This is a genomic window from Microbulbifer pacificus (assembly GCF_033723955.1).
Lineage (GTDB): Bacteria > Pseudomonadota > Gammaproteobacteria > Pseudomonadales > Cellvibrionaceae > Microbulbifer > Microbulbifer pacificus.
Window position 1 is genome coordinate 603,702 of sequence record NZ_CP137555.1, and the last position, 19,833, is coordinate 623,534.

General features: G+C 60.4%; 22 protein-coding genes. 4 read left to right on the forward strand and 18 right to left on the reverse strand.

All coding sequences use genetic code 11. The features are described from left to right. Positions 1-14 precede the first annotated feature (14 nt). From era to R5R33_RS02645, 6 genes are all read right to left on the reverse strand, one after another. Entirely contained in the window at positions 15-941 is a 927-nt protein-coding gene (era, locus tag R5R33_RS02620) for a GTPase Era (protein WP_404810376.1), read from the reverse strand. 87 nt (positions 942-1,028) lie between these two features. Further along, complete coding sequence (rnc, locus tag R5R33_RS02625) at positions 1,029-1,709, reverse strand: ribonuclease III (RefSeq protein WP_318954512.1); 681 nt, start codon at positions 1,707-1,709, stop codon at positions 1,029-1,031. Between the two features lie 59 nt (positions 1,710-1,768). Continuing rightward, positions 1,769-2,170 (reverse strand): DUF4845 domain-containing protein, encoded by a 402-nt coding sequence (locus tag R5R33_RS02630; protein WP_318954513.1) that lies wholly within the window; start codon positions 2,168-2,170, stop codon positions 1,769-1,771. A 138-nt stretch (positions 2,171-2,308) separates the two neighbouring features. Next, entirely contained in the window at positions 2,309-3,082 is a 774-nt protein-coding gene (gene lepB, locus R5R33_RS02635) for a signal peptidase I (protein ID WP_318954514.1), read from the reverse strand. A gap of 62 nt (positions 3,083-3,144) precedes the next feature. Next, positions 3,145-4,950 (reverse strand): translation elongation factor 4, encoded by a 1,806-nt coding sequence (lepA, locus tag R5R33_RS02640; RefSeq protein WP_318954515.1) that lies wholly within the window; start codon positions 4,948-4,950, stop codon positions 3,145-3,147. Positions 4,951-5,141: 191 nt separating this feature from the next. Further along, on the reverse strand, positions 5,142-6,545 hold the full coding sequence (locus tag R5R33_RS02645) for a DegQ family serine endoprotease (RefSeq protein WP_318954516.1): 1,404 nt from the start codon (positions 6,543-6,545) through the stop codon (positions 5,142-5,144). A gap of 232 nt (positions 6,546-6,777) precedes the next feature. Here R5R33_RS02645 and mpaA point away from each other — a divergent pair, with 232 nt between their 5' ends. Beyond that, a complete protein-coding gene (gene mpaA / locus R5R33_RS02650; RefSeq protein ID WP_318954517.1) occupies positions 6,778-7,524 on the forward strand; it encodes a murein tripeptide amidase MpaA in 747 nt (248 codons plus the stop codon). Between the two features lie 47 nt (positions 7,525-7,571). Here the strand turns inward: mpaA and ycjG are convergent, their stop codons facing one another. From ycjG to rpoE, 5 genes are all read right to left on the reverse strand, one after another. Further along, on the reverse strand, positions 7,572-8,555 hold the full coding sequence (gene ycjG / locus R5R33_RS02655) for an L-Ala-D/L-Glu epimerase (protein WP_318954518.1): 984 nt from the start codon (positions 8,553-8,555) through the stop codon (positions 7,572-7,574). Between the two features lie 110 nt (positions 8,556-8,665). Then, on the reverse strand, positions 8,666-9,142 hold the full coding sequence (locus R5R33_RS02660; protein WP_318954519.1) for a SoxR reducing system RseC family protein: 477 nt from the start codon (positions 9,140-9,142) through the stop codon (positions 8,666-8,668). A gap of 30 nt (positions 9,143-9,172) precedes the next feature. Beyond that, positions 9,173-10,231, reverse strand: a complete 1,059-nt coding sequence (locus R5R33_RS02665; RefSeq protein WP_318954520.1) for a MucB/RseB C-terminal domain-containing protein — start codon at positions 10,229-10,231, stop codon at positions 9,173-9,175. Between the two features lie 97 nt (positions 10,232-10,328). Next, positions 10,329-11,018, reverse strand: coding sequence for a sigma-E factor negative regulatory protein (locus tag R5R33_RS02670; RefSeq protein WP_318954521.1), 690 nt, complete (start codon positions 11,016-11,018; stop codon positions 10,329-10,331). Between the two features lie 251 nt (positions 11,019-11,269). Next, a complete protein-coding gene (gene rpoE, locus R5R33_RS02675) occupies positions 11,270-11,884 on the reverse strand; it encodes an RNA polymerase sigma factor RpoE (protein ID WP_318954522.1) in 615 nt (204 codons plus the stop codon). A gap of 180 nt (positions 11,885-12,064) precedes the next feature. Between rpoE and nadB the strand changes: the two genes are divergently transcribed. Further along, on the forward strand, positions 12,065-13,675 hold the full coding sequence (nadB, locus tag R5R33_RS02680) for an L-aspartate oxidase (protein ID WP_318954523.1): 1,611 nt from the start codon (positions 12,065-12,067) through the stop codon (positions 13,673-13,675). 72 nt (positions 13,676-13,747) lie between these two features. Here nadB and R5R33_RS02685 read toward each other — a convergent pair whose 3' ends face one another. Continuing rightward, positions 13,748-14,263 (reverse strand): protein YgfX, encoded by a 516-nt coding sequence (locus R5R33_RS02685; RefSeq protein WP_318954524.1) that lies wholly within the window; start codon positions 14,261-14,263, stop codon positions 13,748-13,750. After that, positions 14,223-14,468 carry an FAD assembly factor SdhE gene (locus R5R33_RS02690; protein ID WP_318954525.1) on the reverse strand — a complete coding sequence of 82 codons (246 nt, stop codon included), beginning with the start codon at positions 14,466-14,468 and terminating at the stop codon, positions 14,223-14,225. The genes R5R33_RS02685 and R5R33_RS02690 overlap by 41 nt, the downstream gene beginning before the upstream one ends. A 119-nt stretch (positions 14,469-14,587) precedes the next feature. Here R5R33_RS02690 and ygfZ point away from each other — a divergent pair, with 119 nt between their 5' ends. Further along, positions 14,588-15,652, forward strand: coding sequence for a CAF17-like 4Fe-4S cluster assembly/insertion protein YgfZ (ygfZ, locus tag R5R33_RS02695; protein WP_318954526.1), 1,065 nt, complete (start codon positions 14,588-14,590; stop codon positions 15,650-15,652). Between the two features lie 31 nt (positions 15,653-15,683). Here ygfZ and ung read toward each other — a convergent pair whose 3' ends face one another. The 5 genes from ung to R5R33_RS02720 are packed head-to-tail and all read right to left on the reverse strand — an operon-like array spanning position 15,684 to position 19,099. Next, positions 15,684-16,406 (reverse strand): uracil-DNA glycosylase, encoded by a 723-nt coding sequence (gene ung / locus R5R33_RS02700; protein ID WP_318954527.1) that lies wholly within the window; start codon positions 16,404-16,406, stop codon positions 15,684-15,686. 20 nt (positions 16,407-16,426) lie between these two features. Then, the gene (locus R5R33_RS02705; protein WP_318954528.1) at positions 16,427-17,011 is read right to left on the reverse strand and encodes a uracil-DNA glycosylase family protein; all 585 of its coding nucleotides are present in this window, start codon (positions 17,009-17,011) and stop codon (positions 16,427-16,429) included. Between the two features lie 6 nt (positions 17,012-17,017). Continuing rightward, on the reverse strand, positions 17,018-18,004 hold the full coding sequence (locus tag R5R33_RS02710) for a hypothetical protein (RefSeq protein ID WP_318954529.1): 987 nt from the start codon (positions 18,002-18,004) through the stop codon (positions 17,018-17,020). Positions 18,005-18,032: 28 nt separating this feature from the next. Beyond that, the gene (locus tag R5R33_RS02715; protein ID WP_318954530.1) at positions 18,033-18,515 is read right to left on the reverse strand and encodes a YajQ family cyclic di-GMP-binding protein; all 483 of its coding nucleotides are present in this window, start codon (positions 18,513-18,515) and stop codon (positions 18,033-18,035) included. A gap of 47 nt (positions 18,516-18,562) precedes the next feature. Further along, positions 18,563-19,099 (reverse strand): YaeQ family protein, encoded by a 537-nt coding sequence (locus tag R5R33_RS02720; RefSeq protein ID WP_318954531.1) that lies wholly within the window; start codon positions 19,097-19,099, stop codon positions 18,563-18,565. A 96-nt stretch (positions 19,100-19,195) separates the two neighbouring features. On the opposite strand from R5R33_RS02720, the gene R5R33_RS02725 reads away from it, so the two are divergent. Beyond that, positions 19,196-19,825, forward strand: a complete 630-nt coding sequence (locus tag R5R33_RS02725) for a LemA family protein (protein ID WP_318954532.1) — start codon at positions 19,196-19,198, stop codon at positions 19,823-19,825. The last annotated feature ends 8 nt before the right edge of the window (positions 19,826-19,833 follow it).

Genomic DNA, 19,833 nt, shown 5'->3' on the forward strand with positions numbered 1-19,833 from the left:
GGTGAAAAGGCGGATTACTGCTTGTCGATATAGCCGAGGCTGCGCAGCGCGCGCTCGTCATCGGACCAGCCGGACTTCACCTTCACCCACAGGTTCAGCATCACCTTGCTGTCGAACAGCTTTTCCATATCCAGCCGCGCGGCCTGTCCGATCTGTTTGATGCGCTCGCCTTTGGTGCCGATCAGGATGCGCTTCTGGCCGTCGCGCTCCACCAGGATGGCGGCGCTGATATGCAGGATTTTTTCCTGCTGCTCGAACTCCTCCACTTCCACCGTCACCGCGTAGGGGATTTCCGCACCCAGCTGACGCATCACTTTTTCGCGCACGATTTCAGCAGCGAGGAAGCGCGAGCTGCGGTCGGTGATCTGGTCCTCCTCGAAGAAGTGCATTCCCTCAGGCAGACGCTCGACGATGACTTTTTCCAGGGATTCCAGGTTGGTAGAGCGCAGCGCCGACAGCGGCACAATCTCCGCATGGGGGAAGCGTTCCGACAGCGCCTGCAACTGAGGCAACAGATCGCCCTTGTCTTCCAGCTGGTCCACCTTGTTGACGGCAATGATCAGCGGGCATTTGAGCCCCTGCAGCTTCTGCGCCACCAGCTCATCGCCCTCGGTCCAGCGCGCGCGCTCCACCACGAACACCACCACATCCACATCGCGGGTGGAACTGATGGCCGCGCGGTTCATATAGCGGTTGATGGCCTTTTCCTCCCCCGCATGCAGACCGGGGGTATCCACAAAGATGATCTGGTTCGGGCCCTCGGTCTTGATGCCGAGCATATTGTGGCGAGTCGTCTGCGGCTTGCGGGAAGTAATGCAGATCTTCTGCCCCAGAATATGGTTCAGGAGGGTCGACTTGCCCACATTGGGGCGGCCGACGATGGCCACGTATCCACAGCGGGTTGCAGGCGAATTGGTTGGCGGGATGGTTGTTTCGCTCAAGGATGGTCTCCGGGGCTGCAGGCAGCCACACAATGGCGCCGGCAAAGCAATAAAATTGGGCGTTGGCGATTGACGTGGATTATAGAGTCAGCCCTGCCCGGTCAGTCGAGCGTAGGCTTCGGTGGCCGCGACTTTTTCCGCCGCGCGTCGGTTGCTGGCCTTACCGCGCACCGGCGCGTTGAGCCCGGCCACCCGGCATTCCACCACAAATTCCTGGGAATGCTCTTCACCCCCGACTTCCACGACCGTGTATTCCGGCAGCGGCTTCTGGCGCGCCTGCAGCCACTCCTGCAGGCGGGTTTTGGGGTCCTTGACGGTTTCCAGGGACAGGTTTTCCAGCCGTGGGCCAAACCAGGCCAGCACGCGCGCGCGCGCCGCCTCGAGCCCGGCGTCCAGGTAAATCGCGCCGATAATGGCTTCCACCGCATCGGCGAGAATCGAGGCGCGACGGTGGCCGCCGCTTTTCATTTCCCCTTCGCCCAGACGCAGGCACTGGCCGAGCTCCAGCTCCTGGGCCAGCTTGGCCAGGGTTTCCCCACTGACCAGCTGCGCGCGCAGACGGCTCATCTGCCCTTCGCGGCCATCGGGGAATTTTTCAAACAGCGCCGCGCTGATGGTAAACCCGAGAATGGAATCGCCGAGGAATTCCAGTCGCTCGTTGTTGCGGCTGCCGTGGGAGCGATGGGTAAGCGCGAGGGAGAGCAGCTCCGCCCTGGCAAATTCATGGCCGAGGCGGCTGCAGAGTCGTTGAAGTAAAAGGTCTGTCACCGTAAGTCTGTCGTCTTTCGCTGTGAGCGCCCGCCGTTCGCTGAGAGCGCCTGGGGCGCTCAGTCTTCGCGGCGGCGGAACTGCTCGATGTCTACCAATGGTTCACAGCACAATTCCGGCTTCGCGGTATTGAGCTGCTTGTCGAACTTCATCACCACATCCACATTGTGAAACAGTGGCTGACGCAGTTCGTAGTTGATGCTGACCAGGGTACTGTCGGCACCGCGAATAATCTTCACCGCCTTGGTGGGCTCACCGCGCACATTGTTGATGGTGAAGAACCTGTCCAACTCGCGCTTGATCTCGGTATTGCTCATTTCGCGGATGTTGCCGTTCTCCGACAGGGATTGCAGCCCCTCTTCCACGAAATGCGCATCGATGTAGCCAGGCCCCAGTTTGGACACCACGGTGAGGCCAAAGCCAAACACCGCAATCACAAACAGCCAGCCCCAGTAACTCATACCACGCTGCGCCCGCAATAGACGCGCCCCTGAAAGGTGTCGTAATGCCATCTTCTGTTACCGTTTTATCGTTCTAATCTGGCGGTCATCCCTGGTTTCAGCGCTTGGCTGTGCTCACCGAGTCCTATTCGATGCCACCTACTCTATTCCACCCACCCGGTCAAAGCTGGGCAGGCTCATTAGTTTGTCCCAATGCATCCAGATTGCAAAGGCCTTGCCGACAATGTCTTTCTCCGGCACGAAACCCCACTCACGGCTGTCGAGACTGTTGTCGCGGTTGTCACCCATCATGAAATAGTGCCCTTCCGGCACGGTAATGGTACGGGTATTACTGTAGCGTGTGGGGACCGCATGCTTCGCCATCAGGTGGCGCTGGCCATCCAGGGATTCCCACAACAGCTCTCGCCCCGGAATGCGCATGTCGGAACGGATAAACTCCTGTGGTACCGGCTCGCCGTTGATATACAGCTGGTTATTCACCACCCGGATTTCATCGCCCGGCAGGCCGATCACCCGCTTGATGTAGTAGGTGTCGTTCATGTGCGGGGGGAAAAATACCATCACATCGCCGCGCTTGGGCTCACCAATGTCCAGCACCTTGGTACGCGACACCGGCAGGCGCAGGCCGTAGGCAAATTTGTTCACCAGAATGAAGTCACCCACTTCCAGGGTCGGGTCCATGGACGCAGACGGGATCTGGAAAGGCTCCACCAGGAAAGAGCGCAGCACGAATACGATCGCCAGTACCGGGAAGAACGACTTGGAGTACTCCACCAGCACCGGCTCGGGCTGGCTCTGGCCTTTGGCGGCCGACGCCTTGCGCCCGCGCGCCAGAAACAATGCATCAAACAGCCAGATTGCCCCTGTCACTACCACCAGCAACAGCAAAATAAGGGGGAAATTGATATCCATTCAAATGTCTCTTTCTGACTGGTTTTTGTTGTTAGCGATGCCCGGCAATCCCCGGGCATACGTCAGCTGTCGACCTTCAGTACCGCGAGGAACGCGTCCTGGGGTACTTCCACCCGACCGATCTGCTTCATGCGGCGCTTACCGGCCTTCTGCTTCTCCAGCAGCTTCTTTTTACGGGTCACGTCACCACCATAACATTTGGCGGTTACGTTCTTGCGCAGCGCCTTGACCGTGGTGCGTGCAATGACAGAGCCGCCAATGGCAGCCTGGATAGCCACGTCGAACATCTGACGCGGAATCAAGTCTTTCATCTTTTCCGCAATGGCGCGACCGCGGCTCTGCGCATTGTCGCGGTGCAGAATGACGGCCAGCGCATCCACCCGATCTCCGTTGATCAGAAGATCAAGGCGCACGAGTTTTGCCGGCTCAAAGCGCACAAAGCTGTAATCCAGTGATGCGAAGCCGCGACTCACGGATTTGAGGCGGTCGAAGAAGTCCATCACCACTTCGCTCATAGGCAGCTCGTAGCGCAAGGATACCTGGCCGCCCACATACAGCATGTCTTTCTGGACCCCGCGTTTTTCAATACACAGGGTGATCACGTTGCCCAGGTATTCCTGGGGCACCAGGATATTGGCCTCGGCGATGGGCTCACGCATTTCCTCGATGGAGCCGAGATCCGGCAGTCGCGACGGGTTGTCCACGTACACGATGGAGCCATCGTTCATCAGCACTTCGTACACTACCGTGGGCGCGGTAGTGATGAGGTCGAGGTCGTATTCCCGCTCCAGTCGCTCCTGGATGATCTCCATGTGCAGCATGCCGAGGAAGCCGCAGCGGAAACCGAATCCGAGGGCATCGGAGGACTCGGGCTCGTAGAACAGGGAGGCGTCGTTCAGTGACAGCTTGTCCAGCGCATCGCGGAAGCCCTCGTAGTCGTCGGAGCTAACCGGAAACAGGCCCGCGTAAACCTGCGGCTTTACCTTTTTGAACCCGGGCAGCATCGCTACGTCTTCCGCACCCTTGGCATGGGTGAGGGTATCGCCCACGGGCGCGCCGTGAATGTCCTTGATACCGGCCACCACAAAGCCCACTTCACCGGCGCGAAGTACACCGGTTTCCTTGCGCTTGGGCGTGAATACACCGACGTTATCCACCACGTGCTGGCGACCGAGGGATTTCGCTACGATCTTGTCTTTGGCTCTAAGGGTACCCTGCTTGACCCGTACCAGCGATACCACGCCGAGGTAGGAGTCAAACCAGGAATCGATGATCAGCGCCTGCAGCGGTGCATCCACATCGCCCTCCGGCGGCGGCACCAGGCGCACCAGGTCCTCCAGTACATCCTCGATACCGAGGCCGGATTTGGCGCTGCAGCGGGTGGCATTGGTAGCGTCGATGCCGATGATGTCTTCGATCTCGGTGGCTACACGCTCGGGTTCTGCCTGCGGCAGGTCCATCTTGTTCAGTACCGGGATCACTTCCAGGCCCTGTTCGATGGCGGTGTAGCAGTTGGCCACGGACTGGGCCTCTACGCCCTGGGCCGCGTCCACCACCAGCAGCGCACCTTCACAGGCCGCCAGTGAGCGGGACACTTCATAGGAGAAATCCACGTGTCCGGGAGTATCGATGAAGTTCAACTGGTAGGTTTTGCCGTCGCGGGCAGTGTAGTCCAGAGTCACGCTCTGGGCCTTGATGGTAATACCGCGCTCGCGCTCGATATCCATGCTGTCGAGTACCTGGGCGGCCATCTCACGGTCGCTCAGGCCACCACATACCTGGATAAAACGGTCTGCCAGGGTGGATTTACCGTGGTCGATGTGAGCGATGATGGAGAAATTGCGTATATGGGAGAGATCAGTGGCCACTGCGAGGACAAAACCTTTTAAAAATCAGTGAGTTAAGGGGCGGACCGGGCCGCGCTGTGGGCGCAAGTCTAACAGGTTGCAGGAAAAGTGCATCCAGTCAGCGCGGAGCCACTGGCACTGGGGGCTCCGGGCCAGCGGCAGGTCCCCGGCGGCGTGGCGACCGCCGGAGCCCACCGGATTTCAACTCAATCTCAATCCTCGTCGATCTGGATGGTGCGGAAGGTGGGCTGACCGCCGCGGAAGAAGCGGATCGGCAGCAGTTCGCCCTTCGGCAGTTTCTTGACGATTTTCTGGTAGTCGAGCAGCGACTCGACCTGATCGAATCCAAGTTGCGCAATGATATCGCCGCTGCGCAGGCCGGCATTGGCGCCGGGCTTACCGGGCACTACCTGCTTCACCAGCACACCGGATTCCACACCCAGGCGCTGCTTGAGGCTGTCGGGGATATCGTCCACTGCCAGGCCGAGGCGTCCGCCCACATCGGTGGTAGCGGGTACATTGCTGGCCTGAACTTCTGCGTCGTCATCCCCTGGCAGCGCGCCCACGCGCACCTTGAGTTTGCGCTCCTTGCCTTCGCGCATCAGCACCACCGGCACCTCGGCACCCGGGCGTGTCTGGCCAACCACATGGGGCAGATCGCCGGGCATCAGAATCTTCTGGCCATCAAAGTGCATGATGATGTCACCCACCTGGATGCCCGCCTGGGCCGCCGGAGAATCGGCTTCGAGCTGGCCAACCAGCGCGCCGGCAGGCTTGTTAAGGCCCATGGCAATCGCCAGTTTGCGGTCAACATCCTGGATGCCCACGCCGAGCCAGCCGCGATCCACACGCCCTTTCTCTCTCAGTTGCGCCACGACATCCTGGGCGAGGCTCGCGGGAATGGCAAAGGAAAGGCCGATGGAGCCACCACTGCGGGTATAAATCTGGGAGTTGATCCCCACCACTTCACCGTTCAGGTTGAACAGCGGGCCGCCGGAGTTACCCGGGTTAATGGCCACGTCGGTCTGGATAAACGGCACGTAGTTTTCGCGGCTCTCGTTGGGAATACTGCGCCCCATGGCACTCACGATACCGGCGCTGGCAGAGTAGTCGAGACCGAACGGGGAGCCGATAGCCACCACCCACTCACCTACTTTCATCCTGTCAGAGTCGCCCCAGCGAACCGTTGGCAGGTCATTTGCATCGACCTTGATCAGAGCCAGGTCCGAGCGCGGGTCAGTGCCGATTACCTTGGCTTCAAATTCCCGGCGATCGGTCAGGGTAACCCGTACCTCGTCGGCACCATCTACCACATGGTTATTGGTGACTATATAGCCATCATTACTGATGATGAATCCGGAACCCATACTGGCCACCGGACGCTGCTGGCGCTCGCGCGGTTCTAACAGATGGCGAAAAATATCCGGAATTTCCTGTTGATACTGCGGAGGAACGGAATTGCGCGACACCCGCGTATTTTCCATCGTGTTGATTTTCACTACGGCCGGAGAGTTCTGCTCGATAAGATCGGTCAGCTCCGGGAATCCGCGCGCGCTAACCGCCGCGGAAAAAAGGAGACAAAGTGCCAGCAAAAACTGCGTACTGCGTGCAAACATGTTTGCTACCCCTGATAAGCCTTTCTACTAATATGCAAAAAAGTACGTTCCAAAATCGGATGAGCGCAATTATCAATGAGTGTTTTCATTGTTAGCGGGCGCCCTACCGACCGAGAATTTTCGGCGCCGACCCAGCTCACCGGGTGGTCCCGGTCGGCCAGCGACACAGGGTTAGTCGAAAATTTTGCAGAAAAGTTCTCAAAACCCAATGTAAAACAGTGTTAAGGACTTCATGAGCCAACCTCAGCAGCCCCGTCCCCACAACAAACCCGTGACACAATTGCGCCCGCGCGCCGAACGGGGTCTGTTTCAGCACCAGCGACTGCAATATGGCCAGTCGGTACTGGGGGCACCGCTGCTCTATTTCCCGGCGGAGGTCCGCGACGAGCACACGGGCATGATTCTCGCCGGCACCCACGGCGACGAAGTGGCTGCGGTGGTTACCCTCTCTTGTGCACTGCGCTCACTGCGAGCCGGACAGCTTCGCCACCACGTGATCCTGGCGGTGAACCCGGATGGTTGCCAGCTCGGCACTCGCTCCAATGCCCACGGGGTGGACCTTAACCGGAATTTTGCCACCAGCAACTGGAAGGCCGATGGCACCGTCTACCGCTGGAACAGCGCCGCCGACGAACGCGATGTCCACCTGTCTACCGGTGACTCCGCAGGCTCGGAGCCTGAATCAGCGGCCCTGTGCCGTTTGATCGGCGAGTTGCAGCCGGCTTGGCTGGTCTCGATCCACGAGCCATTGGCCTGCGTGGACGACCCGCTGCAGAGCCCACTGGGACACTGGCTGGCGGAACGCATCGAACTGCCGCTGGTCGCCGACCTCGGCTACTCGACACCGGGCTCGTTTGGCACCTGGTGTGCAGAGCAGGGATACCCCTGCATCACCCTCGAATACCCGCCCATTTCTGCCGATGTGGCGAGTGAGGAATATCTGGAGGCGATGATCGAGCTTCTCTGCTACACCCCCTGAAGCGCCCACAAACCGGGGCTTACAGACAGCCATCCCAGCTCTCTGCCTCAGGTCCAGTAGACACGACCACCCTCAAAGCGCAATGGATCGGCATCTTTTGCCAGCCATGTCGGCCCATCCAGGTCCACAAAACGCGCGAATTGCCCCAGCGGCCAGGCCGCCCGAATCGCGCGGGAAGTGCACAGCATGCACCCCAGCATCAGCTCAAAACCCTGCGCTTTTGCGGTTTCCGCCAGCGCCAGCGCCTCCCGGATGCCACCGGTCTTATCCAGCTTGATATTCAACATGTCGTACCGCCCCGCAAGACGTGGCAGGTCGGCGCGGGTATGACAGCTCTCATCCGCACATATCGGCAGCGGATGAGGGAAACTCGCCAGTGGCTCGTCCTCGCCGGCGGGCAGCGGCTGCTCCAGCATGGCCACCCCCTGCTCCGCCAGCGCTTCGCACAGGGCTGGAAGCCCCTCCCACGCCCAGGCCTCATTGGCATCGATGACCAACTGGCATTCGGGTGCCGCGGCGCGCACCGCCGCGACACGCTCCAGTACCTGCTGGCGGTCCAGTTTCAGTTTGAGCACCGTCACCCCGCGATCAGCCGCAGCGCGCGCGGCCTCCCCCATAGCATCGGGGTCGGCAATCACCAGGGTCTGCACCGTCGGCAGCCATTCCGGCCCGGAATCGGCAATGCCGGACTGGCGCCGCTCCCAGTCCGCCAGCGCGCAGTCGACCGCATTGCGGGCGGCACCGGCGGGAAGTGCATGCTGTAGCTGCTCGCGCGTCAGCCCCTCGCGCAGGGCCGGCAACACCGACGAAATCTCCGCGATTACCGACTCCACACTCTCACCATAACGGGGATAGGGTGTGCACTCACCGATGCCGGTGAATCCCGCCGCGGAGACCTCCACCACTACCACACGGGCCTCGGTGCGTGCCCCACGGGATATCACAAAGGCAGTCCGCAGTGGCCAACTCTCCGCATAACAGCGCGCTTCGAAATTGGCATGCGCCTCGAAACTGGGACGCGCTTCGGACATTCGAGCTCTCCGTAACTTGAAATCTTTCTACCGCACAGGCGAACGGCAACACCGCCCAGCATTTAGTGTAGGAAGATAATCCGCGGTGAACGGGAGAAAAGGAGAGGTACTCAGCGGGCTTCGGTAGTGGGGATGGTGGTGCAGGCGTATTCGCGCTCCAGGCGCAAAAACTGTGGCGTGAGCGCGGGATTAGCGCGATTGAGGTGGCTGTATAGACGGATCGCCAGAGCACCCAGCGCCAGCCCAACCAGAGCGCCAAGAATGGCCCAGGCTTCGGTACCCATGGACTGCCCGATAACAGCACCCAGCACCAGGGTGACTAGCGGCAGCAGATAGACGATAAGTGCGCTGCTGGCCAGTGTATTTTCGGCAATCCCGATCACCACCGTATCGTGTAGGCGGACAGTATCGAGCGCCGGTGGCGCGACCGCCACTCGCACCTGGGACGCGCGGCTCCAGAAATCACCGAGCAAACCTGTGCCACACCCGGATTTGGCTGCACAGCCGTTGCAGCTGCTGCGCTGTACCGTTTCCACCCAGATTCCGGAATCGTCCAGGGCCACGACCCTGCCGCGCTCTTCAATCATTACCTGAAAACCGTCATTACAAACCATTCACTAGTGAGCTTTGACCGACTTGGCCACCAACACTGCCGTGTTGTCGGGGATCTCCCCCACCACGGTCACGGTGTAATGTTCGTTGTTGACTTCTAAATGGTCCATATAGGCCACGGTGGCACCGCGTACTGCACGCCCCCGATAATTCATGTTCGGCCCAAGCTTCTGCACGAACACGGTAAACGCACTCAAACCATCGCTAAAAACCTGCATTTCCCCGTCCACCAGCTCCCGCGCCGCTACCGCCTTGAACCCGTTCGGCACCCAGCTCAGCTGCCAGCGACTCACCAGGCTCCCGCAGTGGCCGGCGCCTTCGCTTTCCCGCGCGGCGTCGGAATGCGGCTGCAGATCACTGTCGACAATGGGGGCCAGATCCAACTCAACGAATTGGAAACGCTCCAGCAGCCGGCCCGAGGGGGCGACCAGCAGGGACTTCAGTGGCAGGCCGGTCTCGCGGTCGACACTGACCACCATGCCGAAGCGGTGCACATCGCGCGGACGCGCTTCCAGTACTACGGCGTCGCGATCGGCGATACGCTCTTCACCGCGCAACACAAATTGATAATTCCCCTGCACGTTCTGCAGACCCACGTTGCTCCACAGGCCGGCGCGGGACAGCGGACTGCCGTCGCGGCGGCACTGGGCATCCTGTCCGCGGCTCACCATTTCCCGGGGCGCGCCCGTCAAAAAACGGATACGCTCCACTGGCTCGCCGCTGCGAATGCCGTGCACCACTTCGACGCTCTCCATGACACCCGCGTGCTCGAAGGTGGCGAATCCGCGGTATTCCAGACTGGTCACCGCATTCGCGAGCTTGCTCAGCAGTTTCTGGATTTCGACATCGTCGGCCTGTGGATTGATTGCCGGTTCGGCAGGAGGCGTTTGCGCCGAATTTTGCGAAGCGGGCCCATTTTCAGTATCCGGCGGGGCCGGCATTTCGGCGCGCGGAGCATCCACTTCCTGGGCATTCGCCACAGGCAGCACAGGACCTGCAAACAGCAAAAAAGCCAACAGAGGACTGTTGGCTTTCAGGGCAGGGAAAGGAAAAATTTTTGCCATGATCATTCTTTATTCAAAGTAGACGTACGCTGGCAACACAACCGGCCCACGGGGCGGGCGGCAACCGCCCGCATCCACCACCGCTATCACATCGCCGTTATTCCGGCGGGCGCTCGCCGTAAGTAGCGCGGGCAAAGGGAACCATTCCCTGGCTGCTCATACGGGCCGCCTGCTCGGAGTGTTCCATCATCACCCGGTTGAGGTGACGCATCAGTTCGGGAGACGGAACCACCTGCACTTGCGGGGAGGAGCCCATGCCAATTCGCTGCTCGGGAACCAGCTGAGGGTTAGTACTCACCGAACGGGTATTCAACGTCGGCACCAGGAAGCCGCTGGGCTGGGGCACGGACTGCACCGGCTGCTGTGCCGGGCGCTCCACCTCGGCCACCAGCTCACCACCGGTCTGCGGTGCCTGCAGCTGTTGCACACCCAGCACCGCGGCAAACGCTACCGTGGCCGCCACCGCTCCGCGCGACAGCTGGCGCCACCAGCGGCTGCGAGTCCCGCTGGAATCGTTGGCAGCTTCCGGCTCCGCGGTGGCTACCAGGTCAGGCTCATCGGCGATGGCCGCGGAAATACTGGCCGCAAGGCCGAGATTTACCGGCGCGACCTTTTCACCGCGCATCACACTGGCGGCCAGCTGGTAACGGGACCAGCGCTGGCTGAGATCGCCGCCGGCGACATCGCTCTCCTTGAGTAGACGTTGAACTTCCAGTTCACTGGCTTCACCGTCCATCAACGCGGATAGCGATTCATTCAAACGCTGCTGATGATTCCCGTGAGACATACGGGGCAACCCTCTTTCAGTGCAATCCAATTCCAATAGGTGCTGTAACCGCACCCTGTCTGTTGGTATCTGAGACCGGCGTCTACCGGAAAAGTTTTACTGGCAGGCAAATTTTGTGTGAATTCATCAAAAAAATTGCCTGTCGTTCCGGTCAACGCTGTTGTTTAGACTGAGAACCTCTCGTCCACGCCCCAGATAAAACAAATCTGACTAACTGACCGGCCAAATAATCGCCAGAAGTCGGGGCAGAATTACCCGCGACCGCCCACTGGTTCCGGCTCGCCGGCCATGGCCGCCTGAACCGCACGGTCAATGGACTCGCGCGCGCGAAAGATGCGCGAACGCACAGTACCCACCGGGCAGCCCATCACCTCGGCGATCTCTTCGTAACTCAACCCTTCCAGCTCCCGCAGCGTCACCGCCGAGCGCAGATCTTCCGGCAGCTCGCGGATGGCCCGGTGCACCGTGGCCTCAAGCTGGTCGCGGAACAGCTGGTTTTCCGGGGTATCGTTATCCCGCAGCATCTCTGAGCCGGAGTAGAATTCGGCGTCTTCGAGATCCACATCGTAAGATGGCGGACGGCGGCTGCGGGAAACCAGATAGTTCTTGGCGGTATTGATGGCGATGCGGTACATCCAAGTGTAGAAGGCACTCTCGCCACGGAAATTGGCCAGTGCCCGGTAGGCCTTGATAAAGGCCTCCTGTACCACGTCATTCACTTCGGCGTGGTCATTGATATAGCGGCTGACTACCGCTGCAATCTTGTGCTGGTATTTGAGCACGAGCAGATCAAAGGCGCGCTTGTCGCCGTTCTGAACCCGCTCCACCAGCTGTTGATCACTCGGCGAAGCCTGATGACCTGTCATCCCCTACTCCCAACCGCGGCCCCGGCGCACAACTGCCCGGAGCACAGGATTATTCTGTTGTGTCGAAGACAACCCGTTTCGGTCATAAGTTCCTGACAAATCGGTAATTTTTGAAGATGGCGTATACTACGCGCCCTCCGACACGAATAAAACTCTACCAGTAAAGAGGCAAAGCTACCCTTGAACAACTACGACGTTCTCGTTATCGGCAGTGGCGCCGCAGGTCTCACCCTGGCCCTGCACCTTGCCGCCCGCCACCGCGTGGCGCTGCTGTCCAAGCAGCGCCTGCAGGATGGCTCCACCTGGTTTGCCCAGGGCGGCATCGCCGGCGTGCTGGACGAGACCGACTCGGTGGAGGCACACATAGCCGATACCTTAGATGCCGGGGCCGGACTCTGCCACCCCGACGCCGTGCGTTTCACGGTGGAGAACAGCCGCGACGCCATTCAATGGCTGATTAACCAGGGAGTGGACTTCACCCGCGAAGAGGACGGAGACTACCACCTCACCAAGGAAGGCGGACACAGCCATCGCCGTATCATCCACAGTGCCGATGCCACCGGCCGGGCGGTACACAGTACCCTGATCGAGCGGGTCAGAAACACGCCGAATATCGACTGTTTTGAGCAGCATATCGCCCTCGACCTGATCCGTCAGCCCGATGCCGCCACCGGCCGCTTCCGCTGCGCCGGTTGTTACGTCTACAACAAGGACACCGAAGAGGTGGAGGTCTTCCAGGGGCGCGCGGTGGTATTGGCCACCGGCGGTGCCGCCAAGGCCTACCTCTATACCAGCAACCCGGACGGCGCCAGCGGCGACGGCATCGCCATGGCCTGGCGCGCCGGCTGCCGGGTGGCCAACATGGAGTTCAACCAGTTCCACCCCACCTGCCTCTACCACCCCAAAGCCAAGTCCATGCTGATTACCGAGGCGCTGCGCGGTGAAGGCGCACAGCTCAAGCTGCCGAACGGCGAGCGTTTTATGCAGCGCTTCGACAAGCGCGGCGAGCTGGCACCGCGGGATATTGTCGCTCGTGCCATCGACCACGAGATGAAGCGCCTGGGTGCGGACTGCGTCTATCTGGACATTTCCCACAAAGATGAAAAGTTCGTACGCGAGCACTTCCCGACGGTGTACAAGAATTGCCTGCAATACGGAATCGATATCACCAAGGAACCCATCCCGGTGGTGCCCGCGGCCCACTATACCTGTGGCGGTGTGATGGTGGACCAGCACGGTTGCACCGACCTGGACCAGCTGTACGCCATCGGCGAAACCACGTTTACCGGCCTGCACGGCGCTAACCGCCTGGCCAGCAACTCGCTGCTGGAGTGTGTGGTCTACGCCCGCTCCGCCGCCAAGCATATCGACAGCACCCTGGACAAGATCGCCCCGCCGCGCCCGGCACTGGCGTGGGACGCATCCAGAGTGACGGATTCCGATGAAGACGTGGTGATTTCGCACAACTGGGACGAGCTGCGCCGGTTTATGTGGGACTATGTGGGCATCGTGCGCACCCGCAAGCGCCTGCTGCGGGCAGAACACCGGGTGGGTCTGCTGCAACAGGAGATTCTGGAGTTCTACGCCAACTACAGGATCACCAGCGACCTGATTGAGCTGCGCAACCTGGCGAAGGTTTCGGAACTAATCATCCGCTCCGCGCTGGATCGCCGCGAGAGCCGCGGCCTGCACTACTCCCTCGACTACCCCGGGCTGCGGGAGCTGGCGATGGACACCATCCTGGTGCCGGAAAACTTTGCCAACCAGCGGCATTTTATCGGCGCGAACTGAAGCGGGCGATATCCGCGCACCCATCGGTTCAGCGTCAACTCACCGGTCATTTGTCGGTTTTTTATCGCTCTCCTATCGGGAAAAACGCAATGCCACCAGCAGCCGGCGCCAGTCGTCGGCGCCGGTGGCATCGCTGCTTAGCACCAGCCGCAGCCTGCGCCCCTCGAGGTCGCGACCGTTGATCACAATCAGCCAGCGCCACAGCGTCAACTCACCGCAAAAACGGAACTCCCGCCTGGCCCCGCCCTTCACCTGCCAGTACCAGCGCTTCTCCGCCGTCGACAGGCGCCCCACCGACCGGTCAAGGCGCTGCCACTCCAGCCAAGCGATGGTAAACACAAGCAACGAAGCCACCCCCACCGCTACCCATGGCAGGCGAGAAAAAGCGAGCAGCAACAGGGATTGGACAGCCAGCAGCCACAGCAGGCGCTGCAGCCGGCGGGAGGGAGAGAAATCACAGGCGAGCCGGGCACTGCGCTCGGTACCAACACCCGTGTGGCCCGCGAAAGCCCTGCCCGGCCGGGCGGGCGCCTCGCGGGCGGAAGTGTCAGTCCTGCAGGCCGGTGTTGTCACGGATGATCTGCACAATTTTCAGCAGCTCTGGATCTTCCGGGTCTTCGCGGCGCAGGAACCACGCAAACAGGTCCTGATCCTGCTCGTCCAGCAGGCGGATATAACGCTGCTTGTCTTCCTCGGAAAGCGTTTCGTAGACATTGTCCAGAAACGGCAGCAGTACCAGGTCCAGCTCCAACATGCCGCGACGGCTGGCCCAAAACAGGCGGTTGCGATCCATACTTCTTTTCTCAATAGCCGGGTTGCAAAGTGCGCGCAGTATAGCGGTAGTTGAAATCCCGCCGCAAAACCCCAGATACTGCACCACTTCAATAAGCGGTCGAAGAAGGCGAATTCAGCATGGATCAACAGCAGTGGCAGGAATTTCTCTGTGGCCAGGGCGCCCTGTGGAATGAAGGCGCGGCGGACTTTCCCGCGGGAGAAAACAGCAACTCCGGCGCCGAACTGCAACTGATCGACCTGAGCCCCATGGGCGCCATTTCCATTAACGGACCCGACAGCCAGAAATTCCTGCAGGGCCAGCTCACCTGCGACCTGGTGAAACTGCCGGACGAACACCTCACCCTCGGCAGCCACTGCAACCCCAAGGGCCGCATGATCAGCGCCTTTTTTGCGCTAAAAATCTCGCAGACGGAATTCGTCCTGCTACTGCCGCGGGATCTGGTGGCCACGGCGCTCGCAGCGCTGAAGAAATATGCGGTGTTTTTCAAAACCCAGTTGGAAGATGTCAGCGACAGCCAACACTGGTTCGGCCTCTGCGGGCGCGATGCCGGCGCTGCCGCCAGCCATCTCCTGAGCCTGTCCCACGGCAGCAGTTCCGATCTGGTGACGGGCCAGCTGCGCAGTTTCGACCACAATGGTCACCGCGCGCTGGCCGCATGCCTGAGCGAGCGCAATGTGGTGATTCAGTTACCACTGGAGCAGGCCGCGGACCTGTGGCAGAAGCTCGCCGGCAGTGGCCCCGTTGCCAGTGGCTACAGCCAGTGGCAACGGCAGCTTATCGAAGCGGGATTGCCGCAGGTTCACCAGAGCAGCAGCGAAATGTTTATCCCGCAGATGGTGAACCTGCACCTGTTGGGCGGTGTGAGCTTCAAGAAAGGCTGTTACACCGGGCAGGAAGTCGTCGCGCGTATGCAGTACCTGGGTGCCGCCAAGCGCCGCATGTACCGCGCGCGCATCGACGGCGGCGAGCTGCCGCAGGCCGGCGCGGAAATATTTACCCCCAATGGTGGCTCGAGTGTCGGCAACACTGTGCAGGCTTGCCACGTGGGCGATGAAATCGAGTTGCTGGCAGTACTCACCAAGAGCAAGGTGGCCGATGGCGAGAGCCTGCAGCTAGCCGACGGCCGCGTACTGGAATTGCTGGAACTCCCCTACGACGCCGACGCCGACCCACTCGCCTGATTCCTATTTCCGCGGTTCAGGTTTTCACAACTCAGATTTCTACCGCAACTCTGCGCAAGGCATCCGCGGCAGGCAGCGCCCAGTTGATGGGCGTCTCGCCGCGCTGCTGCAGATAGGCATTCGCCTGTGAAAACGGCCGGGTGCCGAAAAATCCCCGGTGCGCCGACAGCGGCGACGGGTGTGGACCGCTCAGCACCAGGTGCTTGCGGCGGTCGATAAAATTTCCTTTCTTCTGCGCGTAGCTGCCCCACAGCACAAACACCAGCCCTTCCCGCTGCTCTGCCAGCGCGTGCACGGCGGCATCGGTGAATTGCTCCCAGCCGCGCCCCTGATGGGCCCCCGCCTTGCTTTCCTCAACCGTCAGTGTCGCGTTCAGCAGCAACACACCCTGCTCTGCCCAGGGCTGCAGGCAGCCGTGATTGGGTGGCGCAATGCCGAGGTCGGACTGGAGCTCCTTGTAGATATTCTGCAGTGACGGAGGAATCCGCACACCCGGCATCACAGAAAAACACAAGCCGTGGGCCTGCCCCGCACCATGGTAGGGATCCTGCCCGAGGATCACCACTTTGACCCGATCAAAGGGGGTGGAATTGAATGCGTTGAAGATCTGGCCGCCGGGGGGAAAGATTTTCTTGCCCGCCTGTTTTTCCTGCTGCAGAAACTGCCGCAGTTCGCCCATATAGTGTTTACTGAATTCCGGCTCGAGTACCGAGAGCCAGCTGGGGTGGATTTTTACCTTGTCGGAAACCTGCATCGTCTCTTTCTTGTTTAAATCTATAAAATTTTCTGCACCTGCGCCCTGAGTGCCGGCACCACTTCCTCATCAAACCAGGGGCGGCGTTTCAGCCACAGGGTGTTTCTGGGGCTGGGGTGCGGCAACGGAAAAAACCCGTGGGGAAGTGCATCGATGTAGTGGTGAACATTCTTGCTAATGCTCCCATACCAGTGGGGCAGATAGTAGCGCTGGGCGTACTGACCGATCAGCAGTGTCAGCTGGATATCCGGCAGTTCCGCCAGCAGGCGCGCGTGCCATGTCGGCGCGCACTCCGGCCTGGGCGGCAGGTCGCCCCCCTTGCCGCGCCCGGGATAGCAAAACCCCATGGGCACGATGGCGATCCGGGACGTATCGTAGAAGGTATCGCGATCGACCTGCAGCCACTCGCGCAGGCGATCGCCGGAGGGATCATTCCAGGGAATCCCGGTTGCATGTACCTTGGTACCGGGCGCCTGACCGACGATCAATAATCGGGCGGTGCGCGCCGCGCTCAGAACCGGATGCGGCCCCAGCGGCAGATTCGGTTCGCACAGGCGGCAGGCGCGCACCTCTTTTAACAGCAGATCCAGCTTGGTCGCTGCCAAAACCGCTTACCGTTCTTCCGAAGTCATTTCGGGAAATGCGAAATGCAACAGCAGTCCGCGGGAATCATCGGGAGCCACGGCGCGCCCAACACCATTGTTGTCCAGCACCACAAATATTCCCTGCTCATTCACTGCGAGCCCCTCGCCCTTGCCGAAACGAGTCTCGCGGTAGACATAGGTGGGCCCCTCTTCGATATCCCGGTAGTGAATACACCACTCGGCCTGGAGGTTGTCGAGGTTGCGTCGGCAAACCGCAAAGGCATTGCGCTCCAGGGTATACAGCGCACCGCCGTATGCAGCAAGCCCCGCCAGATCTTCCGTGCGACCGTGAAAATCAAGACCGCTGACTGCCGGCAACGCGCGAAAATCACGCCCGACCTCATCGCCCGCGCTCAATTTAAGCAGCCCCCTTGGGTCCCGTTCCAGCGCCACCCAGAAATCCTCACCGACCCGGACCACACCTTCACTTTCCCCATTGAAGTGCCGCAGGAAGCCGCGTGCTTTCGCCGCTTCCGACCAGCGTACCGGCAGCCACTCGGCCCCTTGTTGCTCAGGGTTGAGTCGGGCAATGCGATTGTGTCGCTCACTCAGCAAATAAATTCCGCGTTCATCACAGGTGATGCCCTCAAAATCCATACTGAGTGGCACGCTGGCGTAGTGCAGCGCACGGGCTTTCAGCAGTACAGGCTGATCGTCCGGCAACGGCGGGCGGGCAAAATCCGCCTTGGCGGCAAGCGCGACGGAATCGCGGCCGGGCTCGGGAGATAAGCGATATATATGCTCCGAAACCTTGTCGGCCACCGCCAGCAACTCTCCAGCGCAAAAACTCAGGCCGGAAATATCCAGCCCCTCGCTGCCGTCAATCCACCAGGCATCAATCAGTTTTGCGGGCAGCACCGGCGCCGGCACGCCCGCGACCGGTGCGGCCACCCCAGAAAGGCTCAACAGCACCGCCGCGGCAATGCGCAATATCGGCTTGGGTAAATGCTTCAAAGGTCTGTCCCGTAATAAAGGGATCACCTCAATCGCGGAAGTTCTCGAACTGCAGCGGCTGCTCCAGCTCCTTGCTCCGCAACATGGCGATCACCTGCTGCAGGTCGTCGCGTTTCTTACCGGTAACGCGCACGGCATCGCCCTGAATCGCCGCCTGCACCTTGAGTTTTTCATCCTTGATGATCTTGACGATCTTTTTTGATAGCTCTTTGTCGAGACCGTTTTTCAGTTTGATCTCCTGCTTTACCTGCTTGCCGGACTGCACCGGCTCGCCCACATCCATCACCAGCGGGTCGATGCTGTACTTGATCAGGGCCTGGCGCACCAGATCCTCCATCTGGCTGATTTGCATATCGGAATCGGCGCGCAGCGTCAGCACAAACTCGCTGCGTTCCACTTCCGCATCCACACCCTTGAAGTCATAGCGGGTAGTGATGGTGCGATTGACCTGATCCACCGCATTGGTCAGCTGGTGCTTATCCACTTCGGAAACGATATCGAAAGACGGCATAGTAAGACTCCTTTAATCTCCCCCGCGCACCGCGGGCCGTAAAAATTTTATTTCCAGCGCTCTGGCAGGACTTCAATGTTGTTATCGCTACTTGCGAACCACAGGTGCCCGTCCTGGATGGTGACGGACAGATCCATGGTGCGCTCCGCCATCGCTGCCAGTTGCGCGCAACTGTCGGCGGGCAGATAAAAAATATCCAGGTTGTCGAAGCGCGCACTGGCGGATTCCATTTTCTGCCACCACACGGAGGCGGAGCGCTGACCATAGGCGTATACCAGCACCTTGCGCGCGCGTCCGCAGGCCTTGCGGATGCGATCTTCCGCCGGCAAGCCTACCTCAATCCAGGTTTCAATCTCGCCGCTCAGGGTGTGTTGCCAAAGATCGGCCTCCTCGTCACTGGAGAGACCGCGGGTAAATTCCAGCTGCTCGCTTGCATTGTGGGCGAAGGCCAGCAGCCGGATCATCATGCGCTCATCGGTCTCCGACGGATGGCGCGCCAGCGTCAGCAGATGCTCCGCGTAATAATCCCGGTCCATATCCGCGATCTGTACGCGGGCTTTGAATATCGTCGCTTTTAATGCCATTACTGCTCTCTGAAACGGTAGCCTACCGGAACTTGCCGGATACAGGCCTTTGGGAGTCTATTATTGTCTTGTTCGGAACCAATATGGATGAACGGAATGATCACAGCACTCACAGGCAAACTGAATTTCCCGCAACGTCGTTTCTGGCAAACCCTGTTGCTGTCACTGCTGGCGTTTGGCCTGACTGGCTGCGGTATCAACGCCATCCCCACCTACGACGAGAATGTGAAGGCCACCTGGGCCCAGGTACAGAACCAGTACCAGCGCCGCGCGGATCTGATCCCCAATCTGGTAAAAACCGTCAAGGCCTACGCCGCCCACGAGCAGGAAACCCTGCAGGCTGTCACCGAGGCGCGCGCCAAGGTCAATTCCATGCAAGTGGACTCCGGCATCATCAACGATCCTGAAAAGCTGAAGCAGTTCGAAGCGGCCCAGGCCCAGCTCAGCAGCGCCCTCTCCCGCCTAATGGTGGTGGTAGAGCGCTACCCGGACCTGAAGGCCAACCAGAATTTCCTCGCCCTGCAGTCCCAGCTGGAAGGCACCGAAAACCGCATCAGCGTGGCCCGGCGGGATTATATCGCTGCGGTCGAGCGCTACAACCGCGAGATTCGCACCTTCCCCGGTCGTATCTGGCACACCATCATGTACAGCGACATGCCCATTCGCGACACCTTTGAGGCCACCTCGGAAAATGCCGACAAGGCACCTGAAGTCGACTTCCAGTAGCGGCAATT